Below are 20,578 nucleotides of genomic sequence, written 5' to 3' on the forward strand. Positions count from 1 at the left end.
GTGCACAGGATAGGACTCAGCCGACCTCGATCGATTCGACGACGGCCTGGACCTCGGACTGCAGCTCCGGCGAGATCGGAGCCGAGCCCGCGGCGGCGGCGGCGGCCTGCTGGCCCTCGTCGCTGGCGACGTAGCCGACGTACGCCTTCACCAGGTCGCCGACCGCCGGGTCGGAGTACGCGGTGCAGACGATGGTGTACGAGATCAGCACGATCGGGTAGGCGCCGGACTCGGTGGTGTCGCGGGCCAGTTCGATGACGATGTCGTTCTCGGCCCGGCCCTCGGCGCGCGGCGAGGCGTCGACGACGACGGCGGCGGCCTCGGCCGAGTACTCGACGAACTCCGAGCCGACGCCGATGGCGGCGGTCTGCAGGTCGCCGACGGCGGCGGCGCTGGCGTAGCCGATGGTGCCCTCGGCGGCCTGGACGGCGGCGATGACGCCCGGGGTCTGGGCACCCGCCTCACCCGGCAGCTCGGAGGGCCACTCGCCGCTGACCTCGTAGGTCCACGCCTCCGGTGCGGCCGCGGCGAGGTACTCGACGAAGTTCTCGGTGGTGCCCGACTCGTCCGAGCGGTGCACCGGAGTGATGGCGGTGTCCGGAAGGGTGGCGTCGGGGTTGTCGGCGGCGATGGCCGGGTCGTTCCAGGTGGTGATGGTGCCGTTGAAGATGTTCGCCAGCGTCACCGGGCCGAGCTGCAGGTTGTCGACGCCCGGCAGGTTGTAGGCGACGGCGATCGGGTCGATGAACAGCGGCAGATCGACGGCCGGAGCGCCACAGGCCGTCTCGGCGGCGGCCAGCTCCTCCTCGTCGAGGGCGGCGTCGGAGCCGGCGAACGCGACCGCGCCGGAGGTGAACTGCTCGCGGCCGGCGCCGGAGCCCTCGGGGGCGTAGTTGACCGTCACGTCCGGGTGCTGGCCCTGGAAACCGGCGATCCACGCCTGGACCGCGGACTCCTGCGAGCTGGCGCCGGCGCCGTTCAGCGTGCCGGAGAGCGACTCGCCGCCGGCGTCGCCGTCGGTGCCCTCGCTGTTCCCGCCGTCCGGAGTGTCTTCGTTCGACGAGTTGCTGGTGTCGGGGTCCGAGCCGCAGGCAGCCAGCACGAGGGCGGCCGCGCTGGCGACGGCTACGGGTGCCAGCGTGCGGCGCACGATGCTGAGGTTCACGTCTGGTGTCCTTCCTGGACCTGTTCGTCCTTGCGTATCGCCTAGAACGTAGGTTTCGGAGGTGACGCCGTTCCCGGCTGAGAGTGAACGGGGAATGAACGCCTGGCGCAGAGCAGGCGACGGATCGCTGACCGCGTGATGGCCGTCACGTGAACAGGCCGCGTGGTCGGTTGCGAGACGGTCACGACCTGCCGTTGAGGGTGGTCACAGGTCGATAACCGGCGCCGGACCGGCGCCGCGCGGCCGGTGCCGCTCGATCGCCACGACGTGGCCGTGCTCGTGGTGCAGGACGGCGAACCCGCCCGGTTCCAGGCCGCCGTCAGGGTCGGCGCCGGCCGCGTCGAACAGCAGCGGCAGGACCGGGCGGTGCGAGCAGAGCACGGCGGGGCCGTCGCGCAGCAGCGACCGGATGATCGCCTCGGCCGGGTGGCGATCGTCGGGGACCCGCAGGCTCTCCTCGGACAGGTGCGGCTCCAGCTCGACCACGAGGCCCTGCTTGCGGGCGAACGCGCGGACGGTCTCGGCGCACCGCACGGAGTCGCTGGACAGCACCCGCCGCGGGCGGAGCGTGGCGAGCGCCTCGCCGAGCGGATCGAGATCGGAGATCCCCTCCGGCGACAGGGGCCGCTCGACGTCCGGCCCGGACCACGCGGCGCGCGACACCGCCTTGGCGTGGCGCAGCAGCACCAGCGGTGTCGTGTGCAGCGGCCCACGCAGGGCCGTCCGGACCAACTCCGCGTCGCGCTCGTAGGTCAGCCGCCGGACCGCCTCACCGGCCGGCAGGAACACCACCTCGTCGACCTCGTGGTCGGGCAGTCGCTCGGCCGCGTGCGGGTCGGCCTCGGCCAGCCAGTAGCGCACCGTCTTGGGTCGGCCCGCGACGGTGTAGTGCTGCGGCGGCAGCGGCCGGCCGAGCGTCACCCGGTGCGCGGTCTCCTCGAACACCTCGCGGACCGCGCAGACCAGCAGCGATTCGCCGGCGTCCAGCTTGCCCTTCGGCAACGACCAGTCGTCGTACCGTGGCCGGTGCACCAGCCCCAGCTCGACCCGGCCGGACGGCGCGTCCGGCTGCTGGCGCCACAGGATCGCCCCGGCGGCGAGCACCGGGTCGCGCCTGGACCTCACGTCTCCATCCATTTGCGCCACTTCGTCCGTCGCACGTTCGGCCAGGCGTCGGCGAACGCGGCCCGGGCCGCGTGCACCAGCGCGCGCTCGTTGGAGGCCAGCACGCCCAGCGCGAACGCGACGTCGGCGGAGGCGTGGTCGGAGTTGGCCAGCTCGCGGGCCTTCGCGGCGGCCATGGCGGCGTCCTGGTGCTCGCCGAGAATCTCGGTGATCTTCTCGATCTGCTTGGCGAACGCCTTCGCGTCGCCGCCCAGCACGGGGGCGACGGCCTCGGCGGCGTAGCGGGCGCGCTTGGCGGCCAGCCGGGCGGCGTGCCACTCGGCGTCGGGAGAGTCGTCGGCGAGGTCCTGAGCGGCGCCGTCGAGCCTCGTCCAGGCCTTCTCGACCAGCCGGGGCAGCACGTCGCGGGCCGGCCGCTCGGCGTCGGGCCGGGTCAGCGGCTGGGCGACGGCGCGGACCAGGCGGTCGTGCAGGGCGAGGTAGCGTTCGTCGTCGAGCAGCTCGCCGACCCGGGTCCGGGCGTCGGCCACCGAGCCGCCCAGTACCTCGGCGAGCAGCAGCTTCACCTCGGTCGCGGGCAGGTCCGGCGGAAGATCGGCGCAGTGGTGCTCCAGCCGCTCGCGCAGCACGTCGCCCTCGCGGAGGTCGCCGAGGGAGCGGGCGAACCAGGCCAGCTCGGCGCGCAGCTCCTCGGCCCAGGGCCGGTCCAGCACCGGCCGGAACGAGCGCAGCCCGCTGCGCAACCGGCGCGCGGCCACCCGCAGCTGGTGGACCGCCTCGGGGTCGGCGGGCTCGCGGCGGAACGCGACGTCGGCCGCGCGCAGCGCCCGCACGTGCAGCGACAGGTACGCGACCAGGGTGTCGTGGGCCGGGTCCTTCGGCCTGGGGACCGGTAGCTCCGGCACCTCCGGCGGCGCCGTCGCGTTGGGGCCGAGCGCGCGGACCACCTTGGCGACGAACTCGCCGCCGACCGCGCCGGCCTCCGTGAGGGCCGTCGCGACTGTCGCGATCAGCGGGCCGCCGTGGCGTTCCTCCAGCTCCAGCTCGCGGAACCGGGCGGCGACGGTGCCGTCGGCGCCGACCACGTGGACGGTGTCGTCGACCAGCTCGCCCGCGTCGTGGTCGCCGGACCGGATCAGCTGCCGGGCCCGGGTGGTGCGCAGCGTCGAGACCAGCCGCAGCGGTGCCGTCCGGGTGATGACGTGGACCAGTGCGGTCAGTGCCGGCGGCGGCACGTCACCGGCGTCCAGCGGCAGCCGCACCTCGTCGCGGGCGCCGACTCCGCCGGCCGGCAGCTTCAGGTGCCAGCCCTCGTCGTCGCCGGTGCGCCGGCGCAGCGTGATGCTCTCGCGGGCCAGCCGCAGGTCGTCGGTGTCGTAGTAGGCCGACTCCAGCTCGGCCACGCCGAGGTCGTCGACGGCCGACACCCCGGGCAGCGTGGAGAGGTCGGGGATGGTGAACAGTCCGTGCACGCGGAACTTCTGCTCGACCTCACGGGCGGTGTGCGGTCGAGCGGTCTGCTCCGCACGGTTCACGTGGTGGACCTCCGGCGCTGCTTGCGTTCGATGAGCACCTGCTGCATGTCGGACAGGGGTTCGCCGTCGGGGCCGGTGTGCACCCGTTCCCACGTGCCTTCGGGACTCAGGTGCCAGGACGCGGTGCCGGGGTCGAAGGCGAGGTCGAACAGGCCCTCGACCTCCTGCCGGTGCTCGGGCCGGCTGAGCCGCACCAGCGCCTCGACCCGGCGGTCGAGGTTGCGGTGCATGAGGTCGCCGGAGCCGATCCAGTGCTCGGTGTCGCCGCCGTTCTCGAACGAGTAGACGCGCGAGTGCTCGAGGAAGCGGCCGAGGATGCTGCGAGCGCGGATGTTCTCGGACAGCCCCGGCACACCGGCCCGGATGCTGCAGATGCCCCGCACCCAGATGTCGACGGGCACCCCGGCCTGGGACGCCTCGTACAGCGCGTCGATGACGGCCTCGTCGACGAAACTGTTGGCCTTGAACCGGATGCTCGCCGGGCGGCCGGCGCGATGGTGCTCGATCTCGCGCTCGATGCGATCGATGATGCCGCTGCGCAGCGAGTGCGGCGCCACCAGCAGCCGCTGGTAGTCGGACTCCAGCGAGTAGCCGGACAGCGTGTTGAACAGGTGGTTGAGGTCCTCGGCGACGTCGGGGTCGGCGGTGAGCAGGCCCATGTCCTCGTAGATGCGGGCCGTGCGCGGGTGGTAGTTGCCGGTGCCGATGTGGCTGTAGCGCTGGATGCCGCCGGCTTCGTCGCGCACCACCAGGCAGAGCTTGCAGTGCGTCTTCAGGCCGACCAGGCCGTAGACGACGTGCACGCCGGCCTGCTCGAGCTTGCGCGCCCAGGTGATGTTGGCCTGCTCGTCGAACCGGGCCTTGATCTCGACGACCGCCAGCACCTGCTTGCCCGCCTCGGCGGCGTCGATGAGCGCGTCGACGATGGGGGAGTCGCCGCTGGTGCGGTAGAGCGTCTGCTTGATGGCCAGCACCCGTGGGTCGGCCGCGGCCTGCTCGACGAAGCGCTGCACGCTGGTCGAGAAGGAGTCGTACGGGTGGTGCACCAGCACGTCGGCCTTGGAGATGGCGGCGAACATGTCGGCCGGCGAGGCCGACTCGACGTCGCGCAGGTCGCGGTGGGTGGCCGGCAGGAACGGCCGGTACCGCAGCTCCGCGCGGTCGAGGTCGGCGATGGCGGTGAGACCGGTGAGGTCGAGCGGGCCGGGCAGCATGAACGTCTCGCCGTCGCTGACGCCGAGCTCGCGCTGGAGGAGGTCGAGCACGTGGGGGTCGACGGTCTCCTCGACCTCGAGCCGGACCGCCGGGCCGAACCGCCGCCGCATGAGCTCGCGCTCCATGGCGGTCAGCAGGTTCTCGGCGTCGTCCTCCTCGACCTCGACGTCCTCGTTGCGGGTGACCCGGAACATGTGGTGCTGCAGCACCTCCATGCCGGGGAACAGCTGCGACAGGTGCGCGGCGATGACGTCCTCGAGCGGCACGAACCGCTGCTCGGCGACCGGCAGGAAGCGCGGGAAGTTCGGCGGCACCTTGACCCGGGCGAAGTGCTCCGTGGCGTTGCGGGGGTTGCGCACGACGACGGCGAGGTTGAGCGACAGCCCGGAGATGTACGGGAACGGGTGCGCGGGGTCGACCGCCAGCGGCGTCAGCACCGGGAAGATCCGCTCGCTGAACAGCCGCCGCAGCCGGATGTGCTCGGCGTCGTCGAGGTCGTCCCACCGGGCGATGTCAATGCCCTCTTTGACCAGCGCCGGCAGCACGTCACTGCGGAAGCTCTGGGTCTGCCGGGCCATCAGCTCGCGGGTGCGCTCGAGGGTGCGCTCGTGCACCTCGCGCGGCATCATGCCGCTGACCGACGGGAACGCGACGCCGGCCGCCATGCGCCGCTTCAGCCCGGCCACGCGGATCATGTAGAACTCGTCGAGGTTGCTGGAGAAGATGGCCAGGAACCGGGCCCGCTCCAGCAGCGGCACATCGGGATCTTCGGCCAGCTCGAGCACCCGGGTGTTGAAGGCGAGCCACGACAACTCGCGGTCGAGGTAACGCTCTTCCGGCTTGGTCGGCTCCGCCATGTCCCCATGCTGACACGCGCGAGTGAACACTGGGTAGCGGCGGCGATCACGACTTCAGATAGGCGAGGACGGCCAGGACGCGGCGGTGGCCGGTGTCGCCGTGAGCCAGGCCGAGCTTGGCGAAGATGTTGCGGATGTGCTTGCTCACCGCGGTCTCGGTGACCACGAGCCGCCCGGCGATGTCGGGGTTGGCCAGCCCTTCCGCCATCAGCGCCAGCACCTCGCGCTCGCGCGGTGTGAGGGTGCGGACCGGGTCGTCGGCGCGGCGCCGGACCATGAGCTGCGAGACCACCTCGGGGTCCATGACGGTGCCGCCGGCCACCACCCGGTGCAGGGCGTCGAGGAACTGCTCGACCTTGCCGACCCGCTCCTTGAGCAGGTAGCCGACGCCGTCGGCGCCGCCCGCCAGCAGCTCGGTGGCGTAGCTGTCCTCGACGTAGGCCGACAGCACGAGGACGGGCAGGCCGGGGTGTTCGCGCCGGGCGGCCGCGGCGGCGGCGATGCCCTCGTCGGTGAAGCCGGGCGGCAGCCGGACGTCGACGACGGCGGCGTCGGGCTGCTCGGCGCGCACGGCGGCGAGGAAGTCGTCGGCGTTGTCGACCGCGGCGGCCACCTCGATGCCCTCGCCGGCCAGCAGCAGCACCAGGCCCTCGCGGAGGAGGGTGTCGTCCTCGGCGATCACGACGCGCACGGGATCACCGCCCGCACGACCGTCGGACCGCCGTGCGGGCTGGCGAGGTCGGTGTGGCCGTCGAACGCGGCGACCCGGCGGCGGATGCCGGCCAGCCCGCTACCGCCGCCGGACTCGTCGGCGCCGCCGTGGCCGTCGTCGCGCACCTCGATCACCAGCGCCTCCTCGTCGTCCGGGTCGGCCGGCGGACGCAGCGACACCGTCACCTCGGCATGCTCCGCCCCGCTGTGCTTCGCGGTGTTCGTCAGCGCCTCGGCGACGACGAAGTAGGCGGCGGCCTCGAGCGCGGCGGGCAGCCGGCGCAGCCCGTCGACGCGAAGCGTGCACGGTACCGCGCAGCGAGCGGCCAGCGCGGCCAGCGCGCCGTCGAGGCCCCGCTCGGCCAGCACCGGCGGGTAGATGCTTCGGACGACGTCGCGCAGCTCGCCCAGCGCGTCGGCGGCCTGGTCCTGAGCCCTGAGCAGCAGTGGCAGCGCCGACTCCGGGTCGCGGCGCAGCGCTCGCTCGGCGATGCCCAGGTGCATGATGACGCCGACCAGGCGGTTCTGGGTGCCGTCGTGCAGGTCGCGCTCGATGCGCCGCAGCTCCGCGCCGTGCGCCTCGAGCGCGGCCGCGCGGGTCGCCGTCAGCTCGGTGACCCGCTCGCTCAGCCTGACGTCGCGGGTCGGTCGTAGCAGTCTGCGGCCCACCCTGGCCTGCCAGCCGGCCAGCAGTGGCACCACCACCAGCGTCAGGATCAGCCAGCCGACGGTGATCGGCACCATGCCCAGCGCGCCGAGCCAGGACGTCACCGCGTACGGCGCCTCGACCGGATCGTCCGCAGGCATCGCCTTCCAGTACAGCGGCACCACGGCGGCGTTGACGGCGCCCAGTGGCAGCACCGGTGCCAGCAGACCGGCGACCAGGCCGGTGAGGCCGTGGATCAGCACCCAGCCGAGGTCGCGCCAGGTGGCCGGGTCGGCGAGCAGCGTGCGAGTGCGGGTGGCCGGGTCGTCGCGGCCGGGCGGGTCGTACGGGGCCGGGACCGGGCGGCCGGTGAAGGCCGCGATCCGGCGGCGTTCGCGGCCGGCCCAGCGGCGCACCGACCGCACCGTCGACGGGATGGCGAGCCAGCCGATGCCGACGAGCGTGAACGCGGCCACCAGCAGCACCCGGATCAGCAGCACGAGCGCCACCACCGAACTGGGGAATCCGCGGAGCAGGAACGGCAGTGCGCGCCGCGTCGCCCCGGCCGCCGTCCGCACCCAGCTCATGTCCTCAGCATGCCCGAGCGGACCCCCGAGAGTCGGTATACCCAGCACCACCATCGATCGGGGCGTCAGCCGGATCGTCCCCGCCGCGTCTGCTCCATAGCGTCGTGACCAGGTCCTACGAGGGGAAACGACGTGCACACCATGACGGCACCTGCGGTCCGGCTCGACGCCGTGACCAAGATCTACGGCAGCGGCGAGAACCGGGTGACGGCGCTGCGCGAGGTCGGCGTCGATCTCGCCACCGGCACCTTCACCGCGGTGATGGGCCCGTCCGGGTCCGGCAAGAGCACGTTCCTGCACTGCGCGGCCGGACTCGACCGGCCGACGTCGGGCTCGGTCCGGCTGGGCGACACCGAACTGTCCGGACTCTCCGACAACGCGTTGACGGAGGTGCGCCGCGACCGCATCGGCTTCGTGTTCCAGGCCTACAACCTGCTCTCGTCCTTGACCGTCGAGGACAACGTGTCGCTGCCGCTGCGGCTCGCCAGGCGCAAGATCGACGCCCGCTGGATCGCCCGGGTGGCCGAGTCGGTCGGGCTCGGCGACCACCTGGACCGTCGCCCGGCGCAGCTCTCCGGCGGCCAGCAGCAGCGGGTGGCCATCGCTCGGGCCCTGGTCACGCAGCCCGACGCGGTCTTCGCCGACGAACCCACCGGGGCGCTCGACACGCGGACCGGGCGGCAGGTGCTCGAGCTGCTGCGCAGCATCGTCGACGACAGCGGCCAGACGGTCGTCATGGTGACGCACGACCCGGTCGCGGCGTCGTTCGCCGACCGCGTGCTGTTCCTGGCCGACGGCCGGCTCACCGGGGTCATGGACGCGCCGACCGCCGAGCTCGTCGCGGAGCGGATGACGAAGCTCGGGGCGTGGTGACGATGCGAGACATCGCGCGCAAGACCATCAAGGGGCGCAAGGCCGGGTTCGCCGGTGCGTTCCTCGCCGTGCTGCTCGCGTCGGTGCTGATCACGGCCCTCGGGGTGCTGGTGGAGTCGGGGCTCCGTGGCGGGCTGCCGCCGCAGCGCTACGCCGGTGCCGACGTCGTGGTGGGCGGCGTGCAGGCGTTGCCGGTGGTCGAGGACGCCGACCTCTCCCTGCCCGAGCGGGTCCGGCTGCCGGCCGACGTGGTCGACGCGGTCGCCGAGGTGCCCGGTGTGGCCGAGGCTGTCGGCGACGTGGGTGTGCCGGTGAGCGTGGTGGCCGATGGCGCGGTGGCCGAGCTGCCCCGGCCGGTCACCGGGCACGGCTGGTCGGCGGCGACGCTCACCCCGTTCACGGTCGCCGACGGCGGCGGCGCGCCCGGGCGCGCCGACGAGGTGGCGCTGGAGGAGGACGTCGCGTCGTCCCTGGGCGTCGGAGCGGGCGACCGGATCGAGCTGGCCGTCGGCGGGGTCGCGTCGTCGTACACGGTGAGCGGCGTGGTGTCGCGGCCTGGCGGCGGCGACGCCCGCGACTCGGCGGTGTTCCTCACCGACGAGCGGGCCGGTGACCTGGCCGGCGCCGACGGGCGGTGGGACGCCGTCGGGGTGGTCGCGGCCGACGGGGTGGCCGCGACTGACCTGGCCCGCCGCATCGCCGACGCCGTGCCCGAGGTCCGCACCCACACCGGAGACGCTCGCGGCCACGTCGAGTTCCTCGACATCGGCCGGGCCCGTGGCGAACTGGCGCTCATGGCGCTGTCACTGGCCGGCACCACCGTGCTGATCGCGATGTTCGTCGTGGTGAGCACGATGGCGCTGTCGATCCGGCAGCGACGGCGCGAGTTCGCGCTGCTGCGGGCGGTCGGCGCCAAACGGCGGCAGGTCCGGCGGCTGGTCGGCACCGAGGTCATGATGCTGGCCAGCACGGCCGCGGTGCTCGGGGCGGTGCCCGGGTACCTGGTGGGGATCGCGATGGGCCGGGCGTTCGCCGGGTCCGGGCTGCTGCCGGCCGACTTCCGGCTCGCGATGGGACCGCTGCCGGGGCTCGCGGCGATCGTGCTGTGCCTGCTCACGGCCCGGCTGGCCGGGTGGGTGGCGGCCCGCCGGCCGGCGCGGCTGAACCCCGTCGAGGCGCTGGGGGAGAGCGCCGTCGAGCCGGCCCGGCTGGGCGCCGGGCGGATACGGACGGGGGCGCTGCTGCTCGTGCTCGGGTTCTTCGTCTCCGGGCTGCCGCTGCTGGTGCCCGGCACGGTCGGCGTGGCCGGGGCAGCGGGCGGGGCCCTGCTGTTGTCCATCGGCGTCGCGCTGCTCGGGCCGAAGGTGCTGGGCGCGGCGGCCGGGTTGCTGGCCGCTCCGGTGCGGCGGCTGTCGCCGTCGCACGGGTACCTGGCCACGGCGAACCTGCGGGCCAACTCGCGCCGGCTCGCGGCGGCCGTCACGCCGATCGTGCTGGCGGTCGCGGTCGTCTCCGTCCAGCTCTTCAGCCAGAGCACGCTGGCGGCCGCGGCCGGCCGGCAGACCGTCGACGGCGTCGTGGCCGATCACGTGGTCACCGGCACGGACGGCGGGGTCGGCGCGGCGGTCACGGACGAGCTGCGGCGCGAGCTGGGCGACGACGCCACCGTGACGCCGGTCGTGCACAGCCAGGTCGTCGTCCGGTACTCCGAGCTGGGCGACCCGGCCCAGGAGATGTTCGCCGCGCAGGGGCTGGACCCCGCCGGGCTCGGCCGCACCCTCGACCTCGAGGTCCGCGACGGCGACCTCGGCGACCTGGGCGAGGGCACCGTGGCGCTCAGCCGCACCGCGTCGGCCACCTTCGGTGCCTCGGTCGGCGACACCGTCGAGATCGTCCTCGGCGACGGCACGCCCATCGAACCGACGGTGGTCGCGGTCTACGGCCGCGGCCTGGGCTTCGGCGACGTCACGCTGCCGCACGACCAGCTGGCGGCGCACACCACCAGCGGGCTCGACAGCTGGGTGCTGATCGGCGGCGGCGACTCCGCCGCGGTCGCCCGGGTGGCGGCCGGCCACCCCGGGCTGGTCGCCGCCACGGGCGCCGACCTCACGGCGGCCGGCTCGGCCGAGCGGTCGGCGGAGTCGTCGTCCAGCCTCGTCGCGATCCTCGCGCTGCTCGCCTATCTGGCGGTGTCGGTGGTGAACACGCTGGTCATGACCACGGCGGAGCGGACCCGCGAGTTCGCCCTGCTCCGCCTGGCCGGCGCCGCCCGCCGCCACGTCCTGGCCATGATGCGCGTGGAGGCCGCCGTCATCGTCGTGGTGTCGATCGTGGTCGGCCTGCTGGTCGCGCTCCCGCCGCTGGTCGGCGTCAGTCTCGGGCTCACCGAGTCGCCGCTGCCGTCCATCTCACCGGCCGGGCTCGGCGGCATCGTGCTGACGACCGCGCTGCTCGGGTTCCTGGCCACCGGCGTCCCGGCCCGGGCGGCGCTCCGGCAGCGCCCGGTCGACGCCATCGGCCTGCGGGAATGACGCTGGCCCGCCCCACGCGGCCGGCTCGGCCCCCTCCGGAGGCTCGAAATGATCACGTTCAGCAGGGGTGTTCCCGCTCTGCGAGGCATGCATGCCCCGCGAAGCGGGAGCACGCCTGGGCCGACGGGCCCGGTGCCGCCGTGCCGATCGACCACGGCGCTGGCGGCCGCCCCGCGTCGGTCGGTCGGGCGTCCGCCCCGCGCCGGTCGGTCGGGCGTCCGCCCCGCGCCGGTCGGTCGGGCGTCCGCCCCGCGTCGGTCGGTCGGGCGTCCGCCCCGCGCCGGTCGGTCGGGCGTCCGCCCCGCGCCGGTCGGTCGGGCGTCCGCCCCGCGCCGGTCGGTCGGGCGTCCGCCCCGCGCCGGTCGGCCGGGTGTCAGCCCCGCGCCGGTCGGTCGGGCGTCCGCCCTGCACTGGTCGGTCGGGCGTCCGCCCCGGACCGGTCCGCGCGCCGCCGGCGATGACCACGGCCGCTGAGGACCGCCCCGGACCGGACGGGACCGGGGCTCGGCGCTGGTCAGTCGCGGCGGTAGGCGACGTCGACCGCGTGGCGGGTGAAGCCCGAGCGCTCGTACAGGCGCACCGCGGCGGTGTTGTCGCCCTCGACGTACAGGGTGACGGTGCGCACGCCGGCGACGTCGGCCAGGTGGCGCAGGCCGGCTTCGGTGAGGGCGCCGCCCAGTCCGCGGCCGTGAGCGGCCGGGGCGACGCCGAGGACGTAGACCTCGCCGATCGGCTCGTCGACGCCGTCGGGGCCCGGGTTCGGATCGTGCGGGTGCACCTTCGTCCAGTGGAAACCGAGCAGCCGGTCGTCGGCGTCGACGGCGAGGAGGAAGCCGGCCGGGTCGAAGTCGGAGGCCGCCTCGGCGGACCGGATGTCGTCGAGGGTCTGGCCGCCCTGCTCCGGATGCCAGTCGAACGCGGCGTTGTTGACCTCCAGCCACGCCGCCTCATCGCGGCCGACGACGAACGGCCGCAGCCTGACACCGTCGGGGAGGACGGGCTCCGGCAGCGAGCCGGGAGCGATCCGGCGGCGCAGTTGCAGCAGCTCGCGGGCCCGCGCCAGACCATGCCGCCGGGCCAGGGCTGCGGCCGCCGGGTGGTCGCCGTGTGACCAGAGCCACAGCTCACCCGGTACGGCTGCCAGCAGCCCGGCGAGCAGCTCGCCGCCCAGCCCGTGCCCTCGCAGGGCAGGATCGACGACGAGTTCGGCGGCCAGGCGGTCGCCCTGCGGGGCCGCGTACGCCGCTCCTGCCAGCGCGCCCGCATCGGAACGGGCCGTCAACGCGGCCGTCGTCGCTCCGGAGCGTGCGGCCGGGAACAGGTCGTCGGAGAACGGGGCCACGCCGTCGGCCGCCCGGGCCCGCTCGGCGAGCGCCGTGACCTCCGCGATCTCGGCCGCGGTGAACGTCGTCGCCACGCTCAGCCGGCCGCGGGCGCGCGACGGACCGGCACCACCGGGTCCTTGGTCAGGGAGTCGAGCACGAGTGTGTTGACCAGCCCCGGCTTGTCTTGCGTGGGGACGTGCGACGTGCCGGGCACGACGGCCAGCTCGCCGTCGACCATGCCGCCGTGCAGCAGCACCAGCGAGTCGCCGTTGCCGCGCTGGTCGTACCAGGTGCGCGCCGGTCCCTCGGCCACGTAGCCGGGCATGGGTCCTCCTCGCCGTCCGGCAGGAGCGACCCTACCCGTCAGTCGGACAGCGTGATGCTCATGCTGCCGCGGTCGGTGGCGACCTGGGTGTCGTCAGGGAGCGGAACGCTGGCCGTCGGGCGCCCCGAGCGGCCCTGCTGAGGAGGGACGAACCGGTAGCCGACGTTGCGGACGGTGCCGATCAGCGACTCGTGGTCGGCGCCGAGCTTCGCCCGCAGCCGCCGCACATGGACGTCGACCGTGCGGGTACCACCGAAGTAGTCGTACCCCCACACCTCCTGGAGGAGCTGAGCGCGGGTGAACACCCGGCCCGGATGCTGCGCGAGGAACTTGAGCAGCTCGAACTCCTTGTACGTGAGGTCGAGCGTTCGGCGGGCCACCTTCGCGGTGTACGTGGCTTCGTCGATGACGAGGTCGCCGGAGCGGATCTCGTCGGGCGCGTCGTCGCCGGCGGCAGCCAGCCGGCCCTGCGCGAGCCGCAGCCGCGCCTCGACCTCGGCCGGCCCGGCGGAGTCGAGCAGGACGTCGTCGATGCCCCACTCCGCGGTGACGGCGGCCAGCCCGCCCTCGGTGACGATGGCCATCAGCGGGACGTCGACCCCGGTGGTGCGGATGAGCCGGGTCAGGCCCCGGGCCTGCGAGAGGTCGCGCCGTGCGTCGACCGCGACGACGTCGCCCGTGGGCGCGTCGACCAGCGCGGAGGCCTCCGCCGGGAGCACCCGGACGTCGTGCAGCAGGAAGCCGAGGGCCGGCAGCACCTCGGCCGAGGGCTGCAACGAATTGGTCAGCAGGACGATGGTTGCCATGTCGCGACCTCCAGTCGGCCGGGTCCCACACGAACGCCGGGTCCCACGAACGCAGAAGGGACCTGCAGGCATCGTCGCCCAGGTCCCTTGGTGAGAGAGAATAGCTGATATGCCGGACCTCGACATTTCCGGGGCAGTCACAGAACCCCTGCCGGACGCACGCCCGCAACGTTCCGGACACTCGCGCCGCCTGCAGGCGGCCGACGGGACGCTGCTGCACGCCCGCTACTTCCCCCGCCGCGACGGCGTCGACGGCGACCTCGCCGTCGTCGTCGCGCACGGCTTCACCCAGAGCTCGCGCAGCCCGCAGATGAAGCGCATCTCCAACTGGCTCAGCGAGCACGCCTCAGTGGTCCTGCTCGACCTTCGTGGGCACGGCCGGTCGCGTGGCCACTCCACGCTGGGCTGGCGCGAGGTGCTCGACATGGACGCCGCCGTGAGCTGGGCGCGAGCCCTCGGCTACCGGCGGGTCGCCACGCTCGGGTTCTCGCTCGGCTCCGCGGTCGCGGTCCGCCACGGCGCGCTGCACCGCGGTGTCGGCGCCGTGGCCGCCGTCAGCGTTCCGGGCGAGTGGCACTACCGCGGCACCGCCGCCATGCGCACTCTGCTGCGGCTCATCCTCACCAAGCCGGGCCGCATGCTGCTGCGGCTGCTGCGCCGCACCCGGGTCTCGCCGTCGGGCTGGTCCACGCCCGACCCGATCGACGCGCGGGCCGCGGCCGCCGAGCTGGACGTCCCGCTGCTGGTGGTGCACGGCGACAAGGACGACTACTTCCCGGTGCACCACGCCTGGCAGGTGCACGCCGCCGCGCCGGCCGGCACGCTCTGGCTCGAGCGCGGCTTCGGGCACGCCGAGGCCGGCGCCACCGAGTCCCTGGTGACCCGCATCGGCGTCTGGCTCGACGAGCACACGGTCGCGGTCGACCCGATGCGGGCATGATGGCCTGATGGCGAAGGTGACAGTGCGGTACTGGGCTGCACTCCGCGCGGCGGCGGGCATCCCCGAGGAGGTCGTCGACGCCGCCACGCTCGCCGAAGCGCTGGCGGCGGCCCGGGCGGCGCACCGCGAGAGCGCGCGCTTCGCCGCCGTCCTCGACATCTGTGCCGTCGTCGTCGACGACACCCCGGCCGGGACGCGCGACCCCGCCGCCATCGTCCTGCGCGACGGATCGGCGATCGAGCTGCTCCCGCCGTTCGCGGGCGGGAGCAGCCCGCGCCGCGGTTAGGGGGTCGTGCGGGGGCCGCCCACCAGGTAGGACGTCTCGCCTACGCCCTCGCTCAGAGTCGCCACGCCGTGGTCGCCGTCGACGAGGTCGAACGACACGTGCGGCGGGTCGATCGCCTTCGCCTCCGCGCTGGCGAGGTCGATGGTCAGCGTGCCGTTCTCGGTCGTGCCGAAGAGCGTCGAGTCGTCGATCGCGGATCCGTGGATCTCGAAGTCGGCCGGGACCCGGGTGACGGTGCCGGCGTCGACGTCGAGGATCAGTGCCTGTGTCGACCAGCCCACGAACAGACGCCGGCCGTCGGGGGAGAGCAGTGCGCCGGTGCTGCTCGGGTTGGAGTCGGCGACGATCGCTTCCACCCCGGCGAGGTCGGCGGCCGACGGCGTCGCCGGCTCGTGCGTGGCCGAGTCCAGCCAGGCGACCTCGAAGGCGGTGGCGTTCTCGTCAGTCGCGGTGACGGTCAGCAGGTACGGGCCGACCAGCACCGTCACCTGGGTCGGTCCCTCGGCGAACAGCAGGTCCTCCTCGTTCGGTGTCGACGTGACGGTGTTCCAGGCCTCGGCGCCGTCGAAGGTGCGGGCCAGCCAGCCGACATAGGTGTCGCCGTCCTCCGCGCCGCCCTCGGTGTAGGCGATGCCGCGGACGTAGGAGACCTGCAGGTCGCCGGAGATCCCGGCGAAGGCCTCGTCCAGGTCGTACTGGCCGACGACCATCGGCTCCGGATCGCGGTTGACCGGGACGAACTCGGTGGCCCCTGGCTTCAGGACGAAGTCGCCGGCCAGCAGGCCTTGATCGGTCCAGGACACCTCGGTGTGGGGATTCTCGCCCTGCGGCACGGTGATGTGCACCTCGGCCTCGAAGGCGGGGTCCTCGCTGCCGGCGTCGCCGCCCTCGTCGCCGCCGGCGTCGGCCGGCCAGGCCAGGTAACCCCAGGCCGTCGACTCCTCGGTGAGCGCGTCGCCGGCGTCGTTCTCGGTGACCAGGACGGCCACGCCGGGGTCGCCGTCGACGTCGGTGGCTCGCAGTGCCGACACCTCGCCGGGCAGCACCTCGGACTTCCACAGGCGGTCACCGGTCTCGGCGTCCAGCGCGATGATGTGGCGTGCCGTCGCGGGGTCGGAGGCGTCGGGCTCGAGGGCGAACACCGTGCCGTCGATCAGCGCCGGGCGCTCCAGGTCCGGGTGCGCCCAGCAGGCCTCCGGGTCGAGGCCGTCGGGCAGCTCGGCGCTGAGCTCAGGTGGGCAGCTGAACTGCGGCGTCGTCTCCTCCGGGGTGGATGGCTCGTCCGACGGCGCCTCACTCGGCGCCTCGGTGCTGGTCTCGCCGGCCGACGGCTCGGAGTCGTCGCCGCACGCCGTCAGGGCGACCGCGGCGACGGCCAGGAGCGCCGCGACGCGGCCGCGTATGTTCGTCATGTCCAGTGGATCCTCTCGAACGACCTGCGCGGTGTGCCCGTTACATAAAACGATGTGCCATATACCGTAGGGGACCGGCAGGAGTCCAGCAGGCGAGACCGAGATCACGCCGTGCCTCCGGGGCGGCCGGACTGTTGTGGAGTTGTTGTCATTTCGGCGTGGGTGGGCGGTCCGCGTCTGCAAGCATTCAAAGGTGCCCTCCGTTCATGCCTCGCTGGCCGTCGCCGCCCTCGCGGGCGTGCTGGCGCTCGCCTCGGCGTCGGGGAGCACTCTCCTGGCCGGTGGCATCGCTCTGGTCATCCTGATCTTCACGCTCGGCGGCGTGGCCGCGGCCAGGGTCGGCGCGGCGCGCTGGTCGGCCGGTGTCGCGCTGGCGGCCGGGCTCGGCGCCCTCGGGTGGACGTGGGCCGAGGGCGGCTCCGACCTCACGCCCATGGCGGCGGTGCTGGGCCCGACCCTGGTGGCGTCCATCGTGGTCCAGCTGCTGCGCCGGGACGGGCGGCCCGGGCTGACCACGTCGCTGGCCATGTCGGTCACGTCGTGCGTGCTGGCGGTGCTGCCGGTCGCGTGGCTGGCGCTGCGCGAGTCCGGCGACGGCGAGTTCCCGGCCGGGCTGGCGCTGCTGGGCGTCGGGGCGGTCGGCCTGGCCGAATCGCTGCCGCTGTCGCGGGCGGTGCGCCGGCTCATCGGTGTGCTGCTCGCCGCGCTCGGCGCTGGCGCGCTGGTGCTCACCACCGACTGGGTGGGCGACGCCGTGCCCGCCGTCAGCGCCGTCGTCATCGCCACGTTCGCCGGCCTGCTGGCCGCCGTCGCGTTCGCCGCCGTCGACCGCCTGGCCGACGAGTTCACGCCGCAGCCCGAGCCGGTCGCCGTCCAGGTGGGCGCCGCCGCGCCGGTCGCCGAGACCTCCGCCGAGGTCGCGGCCGTGCCGCGTGGCGCGGCCGCGTTCCTGCCGCTGCGCGTCAGCCTGCCGTTCATCGCCGCGGCCCCGGTCGCCTACGTGCTGGGCCGCATCTTCGTCGGCTAGGGGTGGCCGACGGATCTTCGGCGGGCGGCGTCCAGGAGCCGGCATCCGCCGATATCCGTCAGACACTCCATCCCGTCCGTTCCGGTGGGAATCCACCGGACGGGTGGGCGCGTTGTCCCCGGTGTGACAGGACTGGTGGTCGTTGCCGCCGTGCTCGCGGCCGCCACGGCGTTCGGGCTGTGGCGGCGAGCCCGCGACGGCCGGGTGGTGGAGGCGAGGGTGGACGAACAGCCGCTGGGCCCCGACGAACTGGGCGCGCCGCTGGGCGAGCGGGCCACGCTGGTGCAGTTCTCGACGGCGTTCTGCCAGCCGTGCCGAGCGGCCCGCGCCACCCTGGCGCACGTCGCGGCCGACACCGAGGGCGTCGTCCACGTCGAGATCGACGCCGAGCACCACCTCGACCTCGTCCGGCGGCTGAACATCCTGCGTACGCCCACCACTCTGGTCCTCGACGGCACTGGCCGCATCGTCCGCCGGGCGACCGGCGCGCCGCGGCTGGCGGACGTCCGCGCCGCCCTCCCTGCCTGATTTGGCCGGATCCCGAGACGACATATCTCGTTATTTGATACGGACGGTGACGACGTGGGGTCGTCGCCGTACGCTCGTGTCATGTTCCGCACAGAGCTCTGGAAGCGCCGCGCCATCGACTTCGGTCGCGCCGCGTCCATGCTCTGTCTGCCCTGACGGGGAACGGCCCCGCCGCGCGGTCTGAATCCGCGCCCTTCGGCCTGTAGCCGTTCCTGACGATCGTCTCCGTTCCGTCCACGTCAGGAGGACCATGCCGACTCGAATCGACCCCAGGGGTCCCCGATTCGCGGCCGTGCTCACCACCGTCGTCCTCGCGGTGGTCCTGGTCACCGGCAGCGCGTGGCTGCTGGCGATCCAGGGCCTGGTGTTCGCGGCCGGAGCGCTGTTCGGGCTGCCGCGGGCGCCGTACGGGCTGCTGTACGCGAAGCTCGTCCGGCCCCGGCTCGGTCCGCCCGGCGAGCTCGAAGACGCCGCGCCGCCGCGGTTCGCCCAGGCTGTGGGGCTGGTGTTCGCCGTGGTCGGCGTCATCGCCTTCGCCGCCGGGCTCACCGTCGTCGCGTACGTCGCCGTCGCGGCCGCCCTGGCCGCGGCGTTCCTCAACGCGGCCTTCGGCTTCTGCCTCGGCTGCGAGTTCTACCTCGCCTACCGGCGTCTGTTCCCATCCCAACCCAACACCACGGAGGTCGCGTCATGAGCCGCGAGTCCAGCCTCGTCTCGGCCGACTGGGTCGAGCAGAACCTCGACAACCCGAAGGTGGTGCTCGTCGAGGTCGACGAGGACACCGCCGCCTACGACAAGAACCACATCCGCGGTGCCGTGAAGGTCAACTGGTCGACCGACCTGCGCGACCCGGTCCGCCGCGACTTCGTGAACAAGGAGCAGTTCGAGGCGCTGCTCGGCGGCCTCGGCATCGCCAACGACGACACCGTCGTGCTCTATGGCGGCAACAACAACTGGTTCGCCGCGTACGCGTACTGGTACTTCAAGGTCTACGGGCACGGCGACGTGCGCCTGCTCGACGGCGGCCGGAAGATCTGGGAGCTGGAGAGCCGCGAGCTGGTCGACGCCGCGCCGTCTCGCGAGGCCACCACCTACACCGCGCAGGACCCGGACAACTCCATCCGCGCCTTCCGCGATGAGGTCGTCTCCGCCATCGGCGCGCAGAACCTGGTCGACGTCCGCTCGCCCGACGAGTACGCCGGTCGGCTGCTCGCGCCGGCCCACCTGCCGCAGGAGGTGTCGCAGGTCCCGGGTCACATCCCGACCGCGGCGAACGTCCCGTGGAGCAAGGCGGCCAACGACGACGGCACCTTCCGCTCCGACGACGAGCTGCGCGCCCTCTACGGCGACGTCGGCGTCGACTTCGGCAAGGACACCATCGCCTACTGCCGCATCGGCGAGCGCTCGTCGCACACCTGGTTCGTGCTGCGCGAGATCCTCGGCATCCAGAACGTGAAGAACTACGACGGCTCGTGGACCGAGTACGGCTCGCTGGTCGGCGTGCCGGTCGCCACCGGCGACGAGCCCGGGACGGCGTGATCTCATGTGCGGAGCCACCACCGGCGGCGTCTCGCTGGACGACGTCGACGTGACCAAGGAGACCGTCATCCAGGGCGTCGTCCACCGTGACGACGCGCCCCTGGGGGGCGCCTACGTGCGGCTGCTCGACGCCACCGGCGAGTTCACCGCCGAGGTCCCGACCAGCGCGACGGGCCAATTCCGGTTCTTCGCCGCGCCCGGCACCTGGACCCTGCGCACGCTGGCGCCGGGAGCGGAGACGGTCGACCGCTCGGTCGTCGCCCAGGTCGGCATCACGGACGTCGACGTCTACGTCGGCTGATCGATCACGCGCGAACGGGGCCGGCACTCGCCGGCCCCGTTCCGCTCCCCGCGGGTCGTCTGCTACCTCAGCAGCGCGGCGACCTGGTGCAGGGCGACACCCAGGATGGAGAACGCTCCCGCAATCAGGGGCCAGATCCCTCAGGATCCGGCCCCTGCTCAGCACTCAGTAGACGAGGGCCTGGACGCCGTCGGCCATGATCTCCTCGACGAAGGTCGGGACTCAGTAGACGAGGGCCTGGACGCCGTCGGCCATGATCTCCTCGACGAAGGTCGGGGCGCCGGCGATGCGGACGCCCTCGATGACGTCGTCGGGGCCGATGCCGCGGCGTGCTGCGCACTGGGTGCACAGCGTCACGGAGCCGCCGGCCAGCAGCGCCTCCAGCAGGTCGGGCAGCGGCGCGGCGTGCGGCAGTTCGAACTCGGCGGCCCGGCCGGGCAGCGCGAACCACGCCGACTCGCCGGTCAGCCACAGCGACACCGTGGCGCCCGCCGCGAGCGCCGTCGTCGCGACGGTGAACGCCTGCGAGCAGCGCTCGGGTGCGTCCGAGCCGGCGGTGACCTTGACCACGAGGGTGCGCTCCATGCAGGCAAGCCTAGGACGCGCTGGCGACCGGCCGCGAGGTCGTCTACTGGGCTCCGCGGCACCGATGGGCTGCGGCGCGGCCCGGGCGGCTGGACGATCGCGCACGAGCACGTCTCGCTGCCGGTGGAGTTCCCGCAAGGGACCGCGGCGATGGATCTCGTGCCGCCCGGCTAGAATCGCCGGGTGCTCGAACTCGTCTTCACCAGCATCCTCGTCCTGGTCACGATCGCCGCCGGCCTCATGGGCGGGCTCGTGGTCT

General features: G+C 73.7%; 20 protein-coding genes. 9 read left to right on the forward strand and 11 right to left on the reverse strand.

Features of this window, described 5'->3' with window-relative positions:
* Positions 1-16 precede the first annotated feature (16 nt).
* The 6 genes from pstS to DZA62_RS00640 all read right to left on the reverse strand — a co-directional run bounded on the left by pstS (position 17) and on the right by DZA62_RS00640 (position 7,841).
* Positions 17-1,165, reverse strand: a complete 1,149-nt coding sequence (pstS, locus tag DZA62_RS00610) for a phosphate ABC transporter substrate-binding protein PstS (RefSeq protein ID WP_198663280.1) — start codon at positions 1,163-1,165, stop codon at positions 17-19.
* Positions 1,166-1,369: 204 nt separating this feature from the next.
* The gene (locus DZA62_RS00615) at positions 1,370-2,290 is read right to left on the reverse strand and encodes an NUDIX hydrolase (protein ID WP_198663281.1); all 921 of its coding nucleotides are present in this window, start codon (positions 2,288-2,290) and stop codon (positions 1,370-1,372) included.
* Positions 2,287-3,825 (reverse strand): CYTH and CHAD domain-containing protein, encoded by a 1,539-nt coding sequence (locus DZA62_RS36150; protein ID WP_198663282.1) that lies wholly within the window; start codon positions 3,823-3,825, stop codon positions 2,287-2,289. Before DZA62_RS36150 ends, DZA62_RS00615 begins: the two co-directional genes overlap by 4 nt.
* Positions 3,822-5,897: an RNA degradosome polyphosphate kinase gene (locus tag DZA62_RS00630; protein ID WP_116946869.1), complete on the reverse strand. Its 2,076-nt coding sequence runs from the start codon at positions 5,895-5,897 to the stop codon at positions 3,822-3,824. The genes DZA62_RS36150 and DZA62_RS00630 overlap by 4 nt, the downstream gene beginning before the upstream one ends.
* Before the next feature lie 46 nt (positions 5,898-5,943).
* The gene (locus DZA62_RS00635; RefSeq protein ID WP_116946870.1) at positions 5,944-6,588 is read right to left on the reverse strand and encodes a response regulator; all 645 of its coding nucleotides are present in this window, start codon (positions 6,586-6,588) and stop codon (positions 5,944-5,946) included.
* Positions 6,576-7,841: a sensor histidine kinase gene (locus DZA62_RS00640; protein ID WP_116946871.1), complete on the reverse strand. Its 1,266-nt coding sequence runs from the start codon at positions 7,839-7,841 to the stop codon at positions 6,576-6,578. The genes DZA62_RS00635 and DZA62_RS00640 overlap by 13 nt, the downstream gene beginning before the upstream one ends.
* A gap of 141 nt (positions 7,842-7,982) precedes the next feature.
* On the opposite strand from DZA62_RS00640, the gene DZA62_RS00645 reads away from it, so the two are divergent.
* Together DZA62_RS00645 and DZA62_RS00650 are read left to right on the forward strand one after the other, a co-directional pair.
* Entirely contained in the window at positions 7,983-8,714 is a 732-nt protein-coding gene (locus DZA62_RS00645; RefSeq protein WP_116947498.1) for an ABC transporter ATP-binding protein, read from the forward strand.
* Positions 8,715-8,716: 2 nt separating this feature from the next.
* Positions 8,717-11,245 carry an ABC transporter permease gene (locus DZA62_RS00650; RefSeq protein WP_116947499.1) on the forward strand — a complete coding sequence of 843 codons (2,529 nt, stop codon included), beginning with the start codon at positions 8,717-8,719 and terminating at the stop codon, positions 11,243-11,245.
* A 514-nt stretch (positions 11,246-11,759) separates the two neighbouring features.
* Here the strand turns inward: DZA62_RS00650 and mshD are convergent.
* The 3 genes from mshD to DZA62_RS37375 are packed head-to-tail and all read right to left on the reverse strand — an operon-like array spanning position 11,760 to position 13,701.
* Positions 11,760-12,662, reverse strand: coding sequence for a mycothiol synthase (gene mshD, locus DZA62_RS00655; protein ID WP_232827195.1), 903 nt, complete (start codon positions 12,660-12,662; stop codon positions 11,760-11,762).
* A 2-nt stretch (positions 12,663-12,664) separates the two neighbouring features.
* Entirely contained in the window at positions 12,665-12,895 is a 231-nt protein-coding gene (locus tag DZA62_RS36155) for a hypothetical protein (protein ID WP_198663284.1), read from the reverse strand.
* 38 nt (positions 12,896-12,933) lie between these two features.
* The gene (locus tag DZA62_RS37375; RefSeq protein WP_116946873.1) at positions 12,934-13,701 is read right to left on the reverse strand and encodes a response regulator transcription factor; all 768 of its coding nucleotides are present in this window, start codon (positions 13,699-13,701) and stop codon (positions 12,934-12,936) included.
* A gap of 109 nt (positions 13,702-13,810) precedes the next feature.
* Between DZA62_RS37375 and DZA62_RS00670 the strand changes: the two genes are divergently transcribed.
* Entirely contained in the window at positions 13,811-14,641 is an 831-nt protein-coding gene (locus DZA62_RS00670; protein ID WP_198663285.1) for an alpha/beta hydrolase, read from the forward strand.
* A gap of 7 nt (positions 14,642-14,648) precedes the next feature.
* Positions 14,649-14,927: a MoaD/ThiS family protein gene (locus DZA62_RS00675; RefSeq protein WP_116946874.1), complete on the forward strand. Its 279-nt coding sequence runs from the start codon at positions 14,649-14,651 to the stop codon at positions 14,925-14,927.
* Here DZA62_RS00675 and DZA62_RS00680 read toward each other — a convergent pair.
* Positions 14,924-16,339: a hypothetical protein gene (locus DZA62_RS00680; protein WP_116946875.1), complete on the reverse strand. Its 1,416-nt coding sequence runs from the start codon at positions 16,337-16,339 to the stop codon at positions 14,924-14,926. The two genes, DZA62_RS00675 and DZA62_RS00680, sit on opposite strands and share 4 nt — an antisense overlap.
* A gap of 193 nt (positions 16,340-16,532) precedes the next feature.
* Between DZA62_RS00680 and DZA62_RS00685 the strand changes: the two genes are divergently transcribed.
* The 5 genes from DZA62_RS00685 (at position 16,533) to DZA62_RS00705 (ending at position 19,734) form a co-directional block, all read left to right on the forward strand.
* Entirely contained in the window at positions 16,533-17,366 is an 834-nt protein-coding gene (locus tag DZA62_RS00685; protein WP_116946876.1) for a hypothetical protein, read from the forward strand.
* 123 nt (positions 17,367-17,489) lie between these two features.
* Positions 17,490-17,894, forward strand: a complete 405-nt coding sequence (locus DZA62_RS00690; protein ID WP_116946877.1) for a thioredoxin family protein — start codon at positions 17,490-17,492, stop codon at positions 17,892-17,894.
* Positions 17,895-18,144: 250 nt separating this feature from the next.
* Complete coding sequence (locus DZA62_RS00695; protein WP_116946878.1) at positions 18,145-18,588, forward strand: DUF4395 domain-containing protein; 444 nt, start codon at positions 18,145-18,147, stop codon at positions 18,586-18,588.
* Positions 18,585-19,433 carry a sulfurtransferase gene (locus tag DZA62_RS00700; protein WP_116946879.1) on the forward strand — a complete coding sequence of 283 codons (849 nt, stop codon included), beginning with the start codon at positions 18,585-18,587 and terminating at the stop codon, positions 19,431-19,433. The genes DZA62_RS00695 and DZA62_RS00700 overlap by 4 nt, the downstream gene beginning before the upstream one ends.
* Before the next feature lie 4 nt (positions 19,434-19,437).
* The gene (locus DZA62_RS00705) at positions 19,438-19,734 is read left to right on the forward strand and encodes a DUF1416 domain-containing protein (RefSeq protein ID WP_116946880.1); all 297 of its coding nucleotides are present in this window, start codon (positions 19,438-19,440) and stop codon (positions 19,732-19,734) included.
* Between the two features lie 222 nt (positions 19,735-19,956).
* Here the strand turns inward: DZA62_RS00705 and DZA62_RS00710 are convergent, their stop codons facing one another.
* The gene (locus DZA62_RS00710; protein ID WP_116946881.1) at positions 19,957-20,319 is read right to left on the reverse strand and encodes a DsrE family protein; all 363 of its coding nucleotides are present in this window, start codon (positions 20,317-20,319) and stop codon (positions 19,957-19,959) included.
* Positions 20,320-20,578: the final 259 nt, after the last annotated feature.

The organism is Jiangella endophytica (assembly GCF_003427025.1).
In the GTDB taxonomy this organism is placed as follows: domain Bacteria; phylum Actinomycetota; class Actinomycetes; order Jiangellales; family Jiangellaceae; genus Jiangella; species Jiangella endophytica.

Bases quoted from the DNA above. Each gene is read 5' to 3' on its own strand.
- DZA62_RS00630 (WP_116946869.1), bottom strand. From the start codon at position 5,897: ATGGCGGAGCCGACCAAGCCGGAAGAGCGTTACCTCGACCGCGAGTTG.
- DZA62_RS00640 (WP_116946871.1), bottom strand. From the start codon at position 7,841: ATGAGCTGGGTGCGGACGGCGGCCGGGGCGACGCGGCGCGCACTGCCG.
- DZA62_RS00645 (WP_116947498.1), top strand. From the start codon at position 7,983: ATGACGGCACCTGCGGTCCGGCTCGACGCCGTGACCAAGATCTACGGC.
- DZA62_RS00650 (WP_116947499.1), top strand. From the start codon at position 8,717: ATGCGAGACATCGCGCGCAAGACCATCAAGGGGCGCAAGGCCGGGTTC.
- DZA62_RS36155 (WP_198663284.1), bottom strand. From the start codon at position 12,895: ATGCCCGGCTACGTGGCCGAGGGACCGGCGCGCACCTGGTACGACCAG.
- DZA62_RS37375 (WP_116946873.1), bottom strand. From the start codon at position 13,701: ATGGCAACCATCGTCCTGCTGACCAATTCGTTGCAGCCCTCGGCCGAG.
- DZA62_RS00670 (WP_198663285.1), top strand. From the start codon at position 13,811: ATGCCGGACCTCGACATTTCCGGGGCAGTCACAGAACCCCTGCCGGAC.
- DZA62_RS00675 (WP_116946874.1), top strand. From the start codon at position 14,649: ATGGCGAAGGTGACAGTGCGGTACTGGGCTGCACTCCGCGCGGCGGCG.
- DZA62_RS00680 (WP_116946875.1), bottom strand. From the start codon at position 16,339: ATGACGAACATACGCGGCCGCGTCGCGGCGCTCCTGGCCGTCGCCGCG.
- DZA62_RS00695 (WP_116946878.1), top strand. From the start codon at position 18,145: ATGCCGACTCGAATCGACCCCAGGGGTCCCCGATTCGCGGCCGTGCTC.
- DZA62_RS00700 (WP_116946879.1), top strand. From the start codon at position 18,585: ATGAGCCGCGAGTCCAGCCTCGTCTCGGCCGACTGGGTCGAGCAGAAC.
- DZA62_RS00705 (WP_116946880.1), top strand. From the start codon at position 19,438: ATGTGCGGAGCCACCACCGGCGGCGTCTCGCTGGACGACGTCGACGTG.
- DZA62_RS00710 (WP_116946881.1), bottom strand. From the start codon at position 20,319: ATGGAGCGCACCCTCGTGGTCAAGGTCACCGCCGGCTCGGACGCACCC.